The sequence below is a fragment of the [Empedobacter] haloabium genome (genome assembly GCA_008011715.2).
Taxonomy (GTDB): domain Bacteria; phylum Pseudomonadota; class Gammaproteobacteria; order Burkholderiales; family Burkholderiaceae_D; genus Rugamonas; species Rugamonas haloabia.
In genome coordinates this window covers 2,077,600-2,089,845 of the sequence record CP136508.1, presented here as the reverse complement: position 1 = coordinate 2,089,845, position 12,246 = coordinate 2,077,600, and the positions used below count along the sequence as shown (strand labels likewise).

The window sequence follows — 12,246 nt, the reverse complement described above, 5'->3', positions numbered from 1 at the left end:
TATTGCTTGCTCAAGGGGAATTCATGCGTTCCATTTGCCATCTGCTGCTGCTCATCCTGGCCGTGCTCGGGCTGACGCAAGACAGCGCCCATGCCGGGGCGGTCGTGCCCAATCCGGACAAGAAGATCGCCATCGTGTTGTTCGACGGTGTCGACATCATCGATTTCTCGGGGCCCTTCGAGATCTTCCTGACCGCCGGCATGGATGTCGTTACCGTCAGCCCGGACGGCAAGAGCGTGACGAGCGGCGGCGGCATGAAGATCGCGCCGACCTACAGCTACGCCGACGCGCCTGCCGTGGATGCCATCGTGGTGCCGGGCGGGGGCATTGGCCCCGTCGTCAAGGATGCCGCGACCCACGCCTGGCTGCGCACGCGCCAGGCGCGCGGCGAGCTGCTGCTCGGGGTCTGCAACGGCGCCTTCACGCTGGCCAATGCAGGCCTGCTGGACGGCCTGCGCGCCACCACCACGGCCGACAACGTCGACAAACTGCGCCAGGCCCACCCGCGCATCCAGGTCGTGCGCGATGCGCGCGTCGTGGACAGCGGCCGTGTCGTGACGACGGGTGGACTGTCCGCCGGCATCGACGGCGCACTGCACGTGGTGACGCGACTGAAAGGCCGCGGCAAGGCGCAATTCGTGGCCGAGGCCCTGGAATACAACTGGCAACCGGAGGGCAGCTTCCTGCCGGGCCTGCGGGCGTTCCACCTGATGCACCAGACCGTGGCCGATTCCGACCTGGGCGATGCCGGCCGCATCGAAACGCTGGTCAGCACGGAAGGCGACGAGCGACGCTGGCAGTACGTCTGGCATGTGCGCTCGAGCCTGGACAGCACGGCACTGGCGGCGCGGATCGACACGTCGCTGGCCGCCGAGCGCCAGCAGATGGGCATGCAACCGCCGTTCACGGCGTCGCCGGGCCACCGCTGGCGCTTCACCGACGGCGACGGCCATCCGTGGGAAGAGACGCTGCAGGTGACGCCGGTAGCCGGGACGCCACAGCTGCACGAGGTACGGCTGGGCATCGTCCGCCTGCCAGCGGCGGCCGCGGCGCCGGGCGGTTAGCGCCGCGCGTTCGCTGTACAATAGGCGCATGCACAGCACTACCCTACAAGCCGACAACCGCGCCGAAGTGGCCGCCGCGCTGGCGCAGGACCACCTGATCGTGGCCTGCCTGTGCGCGGCTTGGTGCGGCACGTGCGCCAGCTACCGCACCGCCTTCGAGGAACTGGCCCAGCGCAATCCCGAGAAATACTTCCTGTGGGTCGACATCGAGGACCACGCCGATCTGGTTGGCGACCTGGATGTCGAGAACTTCCCTACCCTCCTGATCCAGCATCATGAAACCGTCGCGTTCTTCGGCACGATGCTGCCCGACCCGAACGTGGCGCACCGGCTGATCCAGACCATCGCCGCGACCGATCCCGCCGAGCTGCGGCGGCTGGCCGACAGCAGCGCCGAGCGGCGCGACTGGCAGCGCGACTGCAATTTGCGGGTGTTGATGGGGGCGTGATCGAAATGCCGCCAAGCTAAGGATTTCCGGGCTGCACAGAACGGTCGCTCGTTTCAGGCCGCGCTGTCCGGTCCCGGCACCACGGCCACTTGCACGACACCCTGCGCCACGGCGGCGTCGAAATCGCTCTCGGTCTGCGCCAGCGCGCCGCGCACGGGTTCGGCCAGCCCGCCGACGACCACCGCGCGGTTGCGGCCGTGCGTCTTGGCGTGGTACAGCCCCATGTCCGCCAGCTGGACCGCCTTCTCCCAGCTGAACTGCGTTTCGGGCAGATCGCAGAACGGCATCGGCACGGCGCCGGCGCTGATCTTCACCGGCACCTGCACGTCGCCGCAGTCGACCGGCAGTGTGCCGACCGCCGCCAGCAGGCGCTCGACCATGCCGTCCACCTGGTCCGGCGGCACGCCCGGCGCGAACACGAGGAATTCCTCGCCGCCCCAGCGCAGCACCATGTCGCTGGTGCGCACCGCCTCCGTCAGCCGGCGCGCCACCTCGACCAGCGTGCGGTCGCCCACCGCGTGGCCCCAGCGGTCGTTGATCGACTTGAAGTGGTCGATGTCGATGATCGTCAGCACGTCGACGCCACTGCCGCGCTGCTGGCGCCGTTCCGCTTCCGGCAGGCCGGCACGGCGCTGCATGCGTTCCGTGAACACGCGCCGGTTGAACAAGCCCGTCAACGGATCGCGCGTGGCGTGATACTCCAGCTGCACGTTCAGGCGCGCCAGTTCCGCGTTGGCGCGCCGCGCGCGGCGGTACTGCACGTAGACGAACACGCCGGCCACCAGCAGCAGCGCGGCCGCCACGGCGATGATCAGCTGCTCCTGGCGCTTGTTGCTGATGACCGTGTCCTTGACCTGGTTGTCGCGCGCCAGCTGGTCGATCTGGCGCTGGCGCCGGTCCGCCTCGAATTTCTCCTGCAGCGCGGCCACGGCCTGGTCGCGTTCCGACACCAGCAGCTTTTTCTGCACCGTCTGCTGGTCGCGCACGAAGCGCAATGCCTCCTGCGAGCGGCCGGCCGCTTCGAACATGCGGCTGGTTTCGTCCAGCATGTTGACCAGGTCGCCCAGCGAATTCGAACTGCGCAGGTCGTCGATCACCTCGCGCACGTAGGGCAGTGCGGCATCGAGCTTGCCCTGGCCGCCCAGCGCGAAGCCCAGGTTGGCCTTGGCCATCAGGACCGAGCTGACGTCGTTGACCTGCACCGATTTGACCAGCGCGCGGCGCGCCGCCGCCTCCGCCTTGGCGTATTGCCTGGTGCGCAGGTAGTGATCGGCGACGTTGCCGAGGATGACGCCCTCCATTGCCACCAGGCCGGCCCGCTCGGCCGTCGCCAGCGCGGCTTCGAAGGCGGCCAGGCCCTCGGCATTGCGCTCCAGCGAGATATACGCGGTGCCCTGCGCGAACAGCAGCCAGGCCATGGGCCGCGCCGGCATCACGCTGCGATACGTCTCCAGCGCGTTGGTCGCCATCGCCAGGCCCTTCTCCGGATTGTTCATGTTGACGTACAAGCGGCTGATCAGCATCATGATTTGCAGCCGCTCGCGCAACGTGGCGACATCGTCTCCTTCGGTGCGGCTCAGCACGGCCAGGTAGCGGCTCAGTGCCTTGTCGAACTGGCTGGTGCCGCTGTAGGCGTCGCCATACGCCAGGTCCAGCCAGTTCTGCAGTTGACGGGGCGGGTGCGCGCCGAGTTGCGGGCGCAGCGCGTCCAGCAAGGCCAGCACCTGCATCGGCTTGCCCTGGTCCAGCAGGCGGTCGGCCCGTCCCAACCGGGCCAGCAGCACGGTGTCGCGGTCATTGTTGGCCAGTGCCAGTTCGCGCAGCGTGTCCAGCGTCTCGCCGGCCTGCTCGGCCTGGCCGGCGTCGCGCTGCAGCGAATGGCGCGTCAGCAGCAGCTCGCGCTGTACGCGGTAGGACACGTTGGGCGGCAAGGTCGCGCGCAGCTCCTCGAGCCGCTTGATGGCGGCCGGATTGGCGCTGTACGACAAATCCGCGATGGCGCGCAGTTCCGCCAGCACTGCGGCGTCGTCGGCACGCACGGGGGCCGCGCACAGCATTGCCGCGAGCAGCACGGCGCTCACCAGGGTCCTGCGGCGCGAAAAAGCAAACGAGGAAAGAACGGTCATGGCTTACACGCCGGCTGGCGCGGAGTTGGCGCTGCCGGCTGGCCTGGCGCTGTCGGAAATTATGATTCAGTATGTTCCATTGCCGCATGGAAATCAATCAATCGCCGCTGCGACGCCCCATTTCGGCTGCCGGAATGCACACTTTCACCACAGCTTTCCTGGGATGAAAGACGGGCCGACTAATTATCAGCCGGCCGCAGACGTCTTTGCACCCAAAAGCGGAGCGCTGGGGTCAGACCCGGCGGGTCTGACCCCGGTTTTGGCCTGGGGTTGAAGGATACGCCTGCGGCCCAGTAAGTCTTGCATCCTTAACTTGGCGGCATTGCCGCCTGTCCCGGGTGGTCGGCAGCTTCCGGCTGCGTGGCGACGCCGCGCCAGCAGTTGGCACTGAAGCACTGAAGTGTTGGCGGGCGACAGGCCCGCCGCCGGTTGCTACAATGACACCATGTCAACGACCTGGTGGAGGTAGTGATGCGAACGGCAATGGCGACGATGTCCCGGTGGCATGGTGCGGTCCTGGCGGCCGCGCTGCTGGCCGCGCCCGCGTGGGCGCAGGAACCGGAATCCGTGGCGGACGCCCAGGAAGCGGCCGAGCGCTGGCTGGCCCAGGTCGACGCCGGCAACTACGCCTCGTCCTGGCGCGACGGCGCCGCGTCGTTCCGCACCGCCGTGCCGCAGCAGCAGTGGGAGGCGACGATGCGCCAACTGCGCGGCGGGCTCGGCTCGGTAGGCGACCGCGCGCTCAAATCCGCCTCGTTCACGAAGACGCTGCCGGGGCTGCCGGACGGCCAGTACGTGGTGATCCAGTACACGACCCAGTTCGCCAACAAGGAGCAGGCGGTGGAGACGGTCACGCCGATGCGCGAGGCCGATGGCAGCTGGCGGGTGTCGGGCTACTACATCCGCTAGCGTTTGCAACACCGGTGTCAAGCACCGCGTACGCGTCAACGCAGGCTTACGCCAAGGCCTGCGATAAAAACCAGGGTCAGTCCCGCGGGGACAGACCCTAAACCCTGAGGCGTTCGGTTCACGCCAATCTTAGCGGCAAGCTGCGCAAGCGCTGCCCGGTCAGCTTGAACACGGCATTGGCCACCGCCGGCGCCACCGGCGGCACGCCGGGTTCGCCGACCCCTTCGGGCGGTTCGGTGGACAGGTTGATGATGGTCTCGACGATCGGCGCCTGGTGCATCCGCAGCACCGGATAGTCGCCGAAATTGGTCTGCTCGACCTTGCCGTCCTCGATCGTGATCTCCCCGCCCAGCGCGGCCGACAGGCCGAAGATGACGGACGATTCCATCTGCTGCGCCACCAGGTTCGGGTTGACGGCCAGGCCGCAGTCGATCGCGCACACCACCCGGTGCACGCGGATTTCCTTGCCTTCGACCGACACTTCCGCCACCTGCGCCACGATCGAGCCGAAGCTCTGGTGCAGCGCCACGCCGTGCGCGCGGCCCGGCGGCGGCGTGCCGGCGCGCTTGACGGCCGCGTCCAGCACGGCCAGGTCGCGCGGGTGCTCCAGCAGCATCGCGCGGCGCAGCGCGACCGGGTCCTTGCCGGCCGCATGGGCCATCTCGTCGATGAAGCTCTCCTTGAAAAAGGCGTTCTGCGAGTGGCCGACGGAGCGCCAGTTCCCCAGCGGTACGGGCGTGTCCACGGCCACGTGGGCGATGCGCTGGTGCGGGATCTCGTACTGCATGTCGTACACGCCCTCGACGGTGCTCTTGTCCGGCCCGCCCGCGGGCAGGCCCAGATTGCGCCGGGCGAACTGGTGCCCCAGCGCGCCGCTGGCGGCGCGGCACTGCCACGTCAGGATCGTGCCGGCCGCGTCCAGCGTGGCCTGGAAGCGCGCCAGCGCGGCCGGCCGGTAGACGTCGTGCATGACGTCGTCCTCGCGCGACCAGATCATCTGCACCGGACGGCCCTGGCACTCGCGCGCGATGGCCACGGCCTGCGCCACCATGTCCCCTTCCAGGCGCCGGCCGAAGCCGCCGCCCAGCAGGTGCTCGTGCAGCTCGACGTCGGCCGGGTCCACGTCCGCCACCTGCGCGGCGATGGCGACGACGATCGACGGCGCCTGCGTGGACAGCCACAGGCGCACCTTGCCGCCGCTGACCTGGGCCGTGCAATTGACCGGTTCCATCGCCGCATGGGCCAGCAGCGGCGCGCGGTACTCGGCGCGGATGACGCGCGCGCCGGTGCCGGCCTGTTCCAGGTCGCCGCGGCTGTGATACACATGCTCGTCGTCGCCGTCCAGCGCCGCGGCCAGGCCGTCGAACAGCCCCTGCGTGGACAACGCCGCGTGCGGCCCGGCCTCCCAGCGCACGGCCAGCGCGGCCGCGGCCTGGCTGGCCTGCCAGAACGTGCGCGCGACCACCGCCACGCCGGCCTGCGCGCCCGTCTGGCCGCGCAGCGCGCCGGAAAAATCGATCACGCTCAGCACCCCCGGCATGGCCAGCACGCTGGCGGGGTTGATGCCGGCAATGGTGCCGCCGATGGTCGGCGCCATGCGCAGCGCCGCATACACCATGCCTTCGGGACGCGCGTCGATGCCGAAGCGCGCCGTGCCGTCGCTCTTGATGCGGGCGTCGCGGCGCGGCTGGGCGCGCCCGATCAGGCGAAACGCGTGCGGTTCCTTCAGCGGCACCTCGTACGGGGTTTCCTGCGCGGCGGCCGCGGCCAGGCTGCCATAGCTGGCCTTGCGGCCGCTGCTGTCGTGGTACAGCCAGCCGTCCGCGCTGCGCACCTGCTCCGGCGCGACCTTCCAGGCCCGGCTGGCAGCCGCGATCAGCAGGCCACGCGCGGTGGCGCCGGCCTCGCGCATCGGCAGCCACAGGTCCTTGACACTGGAGGAGCCGCCCGTCAGGTTGATCCCCAGCTCGCGCGCCACCTTGGCCAGGCCCCACTGCGTCGCCGCCTTCGTGTAGCCGGTGTCGTCCGGATGGAACGGCAAGTTCTCGCGCATCACGGCGAGATTGGCATAGATCTTGTCCTGCGGCGCCGGGGCGATCCGCACGGCAGCCAGCGGCACGTCCAGCTCCTCGGCCAGCAGCATCGGCAGCGCCGTGTGCACGCCCTGCCCCATCTCGGCGCGCGGCACGACGATGGAGACGGTGTTGTCCGGCGCGATCGCCACCCAGCCGTTCAGGGCGACGGCATCGCGCGCCACCGGCAGCGCCGCCTGTGCCTTCAGGCGCTGGCGCGGCGGCGCCACGCCCCAGCCCACCAGCAGGGCGCCGGCCACGCCGGCACCGCTCAGCAGGAAACGTCGGCGCGAGATCTTCTTGGGTCCAAGCATCGGTATCGGTCCAGGTTAGGATTGCCAGTGTCGCAGCAGTTCGTCCGGCGCCACGGGGCGGCTGTACAGGTAGCCCTGCGCACGGTTGCAGCCATGCCGCAGCAGGAAGGCGGCCTGCTCGTCCGTCTCCACGCCCTCGGCGATGACGGACAGGTTCATGCTCTTGCCGAGCTGGATGATGGCGATGGCGATGGCTTCGTCGTTGACATCGGTCGAGATGTCCTTGATGAAGGAGCGGTCGATCTTCAGGGTCTGCACCGGCATCTGCTTCAGGTAGGCCAGCGACGAGTAACCGGTGCCGAAATCGTCGATGGCGAGGCTGACGCCGATCGCGTGCAGGCCGTTGATGTAGGCCAGCGCGTCGCCGGTGTTCATGATCAGCGACTCCGTCACTTCCAGCTGCAGGCGGTGCGGCGCCAGGCCGGTCTCGCGCAGGATGGCGCCGACCACGTCGACGATGGTGCCGCGCTCGAACTGGCGTACCGACAGGTTGACGGCGATCTTCGGCACGTCCAGGCCGGCCTGCTGCCAGCGCACCATCTGGCGGCAGGCTTCGCCCAGCACCCACTGGCCCAGCTGGTTGATGAAGCCGGTGTCCTCGGCCAGCGGGATGAAACGGAACGGCGGCACCAGGCCCAGTTGCGGGTGGTTCCAGCGCACCAGCGCTTCCACGCCGATCAGGCGACCCGTGTCGATCTCCACCTGCGGCTGGTAGTGCAGGAAGATCTCGTCCTTCTCGATCGAACGGCGCAGGTAGGTTTCCAGCTGCAGCCGCGCCACGCCCTCGCCGCTCATCTCCGGCGCATAGAAGCGGTAGCCGTTGCGGCCGCGCGCCTTGGCCTGGTACATCGCCACGTCGGCGTTCCGGATCAGCATGTTCAGGTCGGTCGCGTCGTGCGGGTACAGGCTGACGCCCACGCTGCACGTGACGAACAGCTCGTGGCCCGCCACCAGGAACGGCTGTTCGAACATCGTCACCAGCTTCTCGGCCACCAGGGTGGTGCCGTACTGGCCCTCGACGTCTTCCAGCAGCACGACGAACTCGTCGCCGCCCAGGCGCGCCAGGGTGTCGCCGTCGCGCAGCTTGCCGGCCAGCGCGCGCGCCACCTGCACCAGCAGCTCGTCGCCGATATGGTGGCCCAGCGTGTCGTTGACCGTCTTGAAGCGGTCCAGGTCGATGAACAGCAGCGCCAGCTGGTCGCCGGTGCGGGCGGCGCGGTCGATCGCGTGCTGCAGGCGGTCGTTGAACAGCAGCCGGTTGGGCAGCTGCGTCAACGGGTCGTGGTGCGCCATGTGGTCCAGCTTCTCCTGCGACTGCTTGACCTGCGTGATGTCGGAAAACACCGCGACATAGTGCGTGACGGGCGCGCTGGCGTGGTCGTCGTCGCTTTCCGCGGGCGCGTCGGCCGTGCCGCGCACGGCGGTGATGGTCAGCTCCTGCAGGAACTGCTCGCCGTTCTTGCGCACGCACCACAGCTCGCCGTACCAGTAGCCGGTCTCGACCAGTTCGCGCCACAGCTCCTCGCGCAGCGTATCGTCGTGGCGGCTCGAGCGCGTCAGGTACAGGTCCTGGCCCAGCGCCTCGCTTTCGGTGTAGCCGGTGATCTGCGTGAAGGCGGGATTGACGGCGACGATGCGGCCGCTGGCGTCGACCACCATGACGGCATCGCCGATGTGCTCCAGCACCGTGGCCGACAGGCGCAGCTTCTCTTCCGCCTCCTTGCGCTCGGTAACGTCCGCGTAGACCCAGATGCTGCCGTCGTTCGGGCGGTTCTGGTCGATCGCGCAGCCGCTGACGAGGCACCAGAACAGGCTGCCGTCGCGGCGGCGGTACTGGCGCTCCTCGCTGAAGTACTCGCCACGGCCCAGGGTCGGATACTGGCGCGCGCCGGCCTGCTCGAAGTCGCCCTCGTTCGGGAAGAAGATCGACGTCGACTTGCCGACCATCTCGCCGGGGCCGTAGCCGAACAGCTCCTCGCAGCGCCGGTTGACGGACATGATCGTGCGGTGCCGCACGAAGCTGACGCCGAACATCACGTTGTCCAGGATCGCGCTCTGCTCGGCCAGCAGCGCCTCGATGCGCATCTCGTTGTCCTTGCGCTCGCTGATGTCGGACAGGATGCCGTCCACCCACGGCGAGCTGCCGTCGGCCGGGATCTGCGGCTGCCCCACCTCGAGCACCCAGCGCTGCGTGCCGGTGGCATCGACGATGCGGTATTCCGACTCGTACGGCCGGTTTTCCGCGATGGCCTGCTTGACGGCGTGGCGTTGGGCGCGCCGGTCCTCCGGCGTGATCAGGTTGACCCACGCATGGGTGGTGCCGCGCATCAGCTGCGCGGCCGTGTAGCCCGAGATTTCCTCGATCGCGTCGCTGACGAATTCGATCGGCCCGTCCGGCCGGTAGCGGAACACGGCGCCGGGCACCTGCGTGACGATGGTGCGGAAGCGCTCCTCGCGCTGGCGCACGTCGTCGAACAGCCGGCGGATGGCGGCGCGGGTGGTTTCGAGCTGGCTGCCCAGGCGGCCCAGTTCGTCGCTGCCGTGCACGTCCAGCCGGGTCTCGAAGTCACCCTGCGACAGCCGTGACGAAAAGCGCATCAGCTTGCGCAGCGGCTGGATGACGCGCCGGTTCAGCAGCAAAATGATCAGGACCAACGACACCGACAGCTGGGCCGCCAGCACGAAGATGGTCGAGCGCTGCTTGCCGCGCAGTTCCTGGCGGCTGCGGGCGTCGTCCATCTCGACGACGATATGGCCGATGCGTTCGCCGCGCACGTTGACGTCGCGCTCGGCCCGCACCACATTGCCCAGTGCGCGCGCGGGCGCGGCCAGGTGGATGAACGGCGTATCGCCCTGCCCCGTCACCGCCACCTGCACGACCGAGCGGTCGCGCATGACGGATTCGGCCAGCAACTGGGCCGAATCGGCATTCATGTTCCACAACGATTCCTGCATGCCCAGCGCCAGGATGTCGGCGTTGCGCTGCAGCGCTTCGTTCAGCGCGGTGCGCGCGGCCTGGTGCTCGCGCACCCCGATCAGCAAGTAGCTGCCGACGATGGCGGGAAACACGAGGCCCACCAGCACGACCAGCAGCAGCGATCCGTAGATCGACGAGCCGTACAGCGCGGACAGCCGCTCGCGCACGCTGCGATGTGGCGTGTTGGTCATGCAGTTCGGCAGCCGGGTGGTTTCGGAGGCATTGCGGAGAGAGGATGTGTTGTTTTCGTCGTGCAATTATGCACGGAAAGGGCCGGCGCAGTCACCCGTGCGGGGCCCGAGTGCGGCCTCTACGGGGCGCGCTGACAACGCCAGCCGGCACGGTGGCGGGGAACTTGTTATGATCGCCACTCTTTCAAGGAGCCCCGTCATGTCGTTTTCCATGTATTCCGCGTCCGTTCCCGTCTTCCGCCAGATCCTGAACAGCCTGGCCGCGATCCTGGCCAAGGCCGAGGCCCACATCGAGGCGAAGAAGATCGACCCGGCCGCGCTGCTGCAGTATCGCCTGTATCCGGACATGCTGCCGTTCATCCGCCAGATCCAGATCGCGGCCGACTTCGCCAAGGGCGCGGGCGCCCGCCTGGCCGGGCAGGAAGTACCGTCCTTCGAGGACACCGAAAAGAGCTTCGCCGACCTGCGGCAGCGCATCGCCCGCACGCTGGCCTTCCTGGACAGCCTGCCGCAACACGAGATCGAAGGCAGTGCCGGCCGCGCCATCACGACCGGCAGCGGCGACAAGACCAGGCACTTCGACGGCCAGACCTACCTGCTGCACTACGCGCTGCCGCACTTCTTCTTCCACGCGACCACCGCCTACGACATCCTGCGTCACAACGGCCTGGACATCGGCAAGAAGGACTTCATCGGGAGCTGGTAAGCATGCTCTACATTCTTTCCGAACTGGGCGCCGACGAGCGCTTCGCCGACCTGGCCACGCTGGGCCGCCGCGCCGACGCGCTGATCCGGGAGTCGGGCGACGTCACCCAGGGCGTGGCGTATGAGTGGGCCGATGCCGCGGCGCTCGACGACGAGGAAAACGTGCCGCCGCCGGCAGCGCTGCTGACGCGGGTCGACGGCCGCTGGGTGCGGCGGGCGGTGATCGCCACGCCGACCGAGGATGGGCAGTTTGCGCTGGAGTATGGCGACCCGAGCGAGGCCACGGACGGCTGAGGTATTGGGGTCTGTCCCCACAGGGGACCGACCCCGAAGTTTGCCAGCGCATCGATACGCGACCAGACTTCGGGGTCAGTCCCCGCTGGGGACAGACCCCAGCCATCAGCCATTGCGGCGAGGATATCCTTGCGCGGTGATGCGCTGCCACACGACCTCCTTCTGCTCGGCCGTCATCGACACCCAGTGTGCCACCTCGATATAAGTACGGCCGCAGCCGCGGCAGATTTCGTCGAACGTGGTGGAGCAGACGGCCACGCACGGCGTGTCCGGGCGTTCCGGCAAATCCTGGTCCGCCATCACTTCCCCTGCGGGAACAGCTTGTCCCAGCCGTCGTGGCCCAGCTTTTCCATCGTCTCGATATTCTTTTCAAAAATCTCTTCCGCCTCCGGGAAAGCGGCCACGGCGCGCTCCACGCTGTCCTCGCGCAGCAGGTGCAGCGTCGGGTACGGCGAACGGTTGGTATAGTTGCCGATGTCGTTCTTGTCGGTATCGGCAAACTGGTAGTCCGGATGGAAACTGGCGACCTGCAGCTCGCCCACCAGCTCCATATCGTCCAGCGCCGCGTCGGCCACGTCGAGGAACTCATTGTAGTCTTCGAAGTCGGTCAACACGCCAGGGTGGATGATCAGGGTCGTGTCGATCTGCTCGGCCGGCGTGTCGGCCAGCAGTTGCAGCTCGTCCATCAGCAACTCCAGCAATTGCTCGGGCGTGGTGGCGTCCGACACCACGTAGCGGATCTGCTTCTTGACGTGCACGGCCTTGGCGAACGGGCACAGGTTCAGGCCGATGACGGCCTTTTCCAGCCATTGTTCGGTCGCGGCAATGGCTGCGGCATGGTCGATGTTGGGGGTACTCATGGGAAACTTCCTTGTTGGACAGCGCCGTGCGACAGGCAAGCGGGCATTTTACGCACAACCCTGTCGTTTCGCCATCTTCCGTCTTCTTTTGTTATCTCGCGCATATCTATCGGCTATTTTTGCGCAACCATGTTGCCAAAGTTTTTTGTAACCGTGCCGACATATTTCTTGACGGCGACCCGACAACGTCCGTACACTCCACCTTTAAATTGGTAGTCCGTCCGGAAGGTTCCTTCAAGGCAATGCAACTTTCGCCTCGAAGTCCTGTCCGATCTTCATCGACGAC

Annotated in this window: 11 protein-coding genes; 6 read left to right on the top strand and 5 right to left on the bottom strand. The window is 67.9% G+C overall.

What is annotated here, in order from left to right; all coding sequences use genetic code 11:
* Window positions 1–23 precede the first annotated feature (23 nt).
* Together E7V67_009115 and E7V67_009110 are read left to right on the top strand one after the other, a co-directional pair.
* Window positions 24–1,064 (top strand): DJ-1/PfpI family protein, encoded by a 1,041-nt coding sequence (locus tag E7V67_009115; GenBank protein ID WUR15247.1) that lies wholly within the window; start codon window positions 24–26, stop codon window positions 1,062–1,064.
* 28 nt (window positions 1,065–1,092) lie between these two features.
* On the top strand, window positions 1,093–1,512 hold the full coding sequence (locus E7V67_009110) for a thioredoxin family protein (GenBank protein WUR15246.1): 420 nt from the start codon (window positions 1,093–1,095) through the stop codon (window positions 1,510–1,512).
* A gap of 53 nt (window positions 1,513–1,565) precedes the next feature.
* Here E7V67_009110 and E7V67_009105 read toward each other — a convergent pair whose 3' ends face one another.
* A complete protein-coding gene (locus tag E7V67_009105; protein ID WUR15245.1) occupies window positions 1,566–3,593 on the bottom strand; it encodes a GGDEF domain-containing protein in 2,028 nt (675 codons plus the stop codon).
* Between the two features lie 43 nt (window positions 3,594–3,636).
* On the opposite strand from E7V67_009105, the gene E7V67_009100 reads away from it, so the two are divergent.
* Both E7V67_009100 and E7V67_009095 read left to right on the top strand, forming a co-directional pair.
* On the top strand, window positions 3,637–3,912 hold the full coding sequence (locus tag E7V67_009100; GenBank protein ID WUR15244.1) for a hypothetical protein: 276 nt from the start codon (window positions 3,637–3,639) through the stop codon (window positions 3,910–3,912).
* A 197-nt stretch (window positions 3,913–4,109) separates the two neighbouring features.
* Entirely contained in the window at window positions 4,110–4,547 is a 438-nt protein-coding gene (locus E7V67_009095; GenBank protein ID WUR15243.1) for a DUF4019 domain-containing protein, read from the top strand.
* 118 nt (window positions 4,548–4,665) lie between these two features.
* Here E7V67_009095 and E7V67_009090 read toward each other — a convergent pair whose 3' ends face one another.
* Window positions 4,666–6,933, bottom strand: coding sequence for a xanthine dehydrogenase family protein molybdopterin-binding subunit (locus tag E7V67_009090; protein WUR15242.1), 2,268 nt, complete (start codon window positions 6,931–6,933; stop codon window positions 4,666–4,668).
* Window positions 6,934–6,948: 15 nt separating this feature from the next.
* Window positions 6,949–10,101 (bottom strand): EAL domain-containing protein, encoded by a 3,153-nt coding sequence (locus tag E7V67_009085; GenBank protein WUR15241.1) that lies wholly within the window; start codon window positions 10,099–10,101, stop codon window positions 6,949–6,951.
* Between the two features lie 199 nt (window positions 10,102–10,300).
* On the opposite strand from E7V67_009085, the gene E7V67_009080 reads away from it, so the two are divergent.
* Both E7V67_009080 and E7V67_009075 read left to right on the top strand, forming a co-directional pair.
* On the top strand, window positions 10,301–10,807 hold the full coding sequence (locus E7V67_009080; GenBank protein ID WUR15240.1) for a DUF1993 domain-containing protein: 507 nt from the start codon (window positions 10,301–10,303) through the stop codon (window positions 10,805–10,807).
* 2 nt (window positions 10,808–10,809) lie between these two features.
* A complete protein-coding gene (locus E7V67_009075; GenBank protein ID WUR15239.1) occupies window positions 10,810–11,100 on the top strand; it encodes a hypothetical protein in 291 nt (96 codons plus the stop codon).
* A 105-nt stretch (window positions 11,101–11,205) separates the two neighbouring features.
* Here E7V67_009075 and E7V67_009070 read toward each other — a convergent pair whose 3' ends face one another.
* Both E7V67_009070 and E7V67_009065 read right to left on the bottom strand, forming a co-directional pair.
* Window positions 11,206–11,400 carry a DUF1289 domain-containing protein gene (locus tag E7V67_009070; protein ID WUR15238.1) on the bottom strand — a complete coding sequence of 65 codons (195 nt, stop codon included), beginning with the start codon at window positions 11,398–11,400 and terminating at the stop codon, window positions 11,206–11,208.
* The gene (locus E7V67_009065) at window positions 11,400–11,960 is read right to left on the bottom strand and encodes a DUF1415 domain-containing protein (GenBank protein ID WUR15237.1); all 561 of its coding nucleotides are present in this window, start codon (window positions 11,958–11,960) and stop codon (window positions 11,400–11,402) included. The genes E7V67_009070 and E7V67_009065 overlap by 1 nt, the downstream gene beginning before the upstream one ends.
* Between the last annotated feature and the right edge of the window lie 286 nt (window positions 11,961–12,246).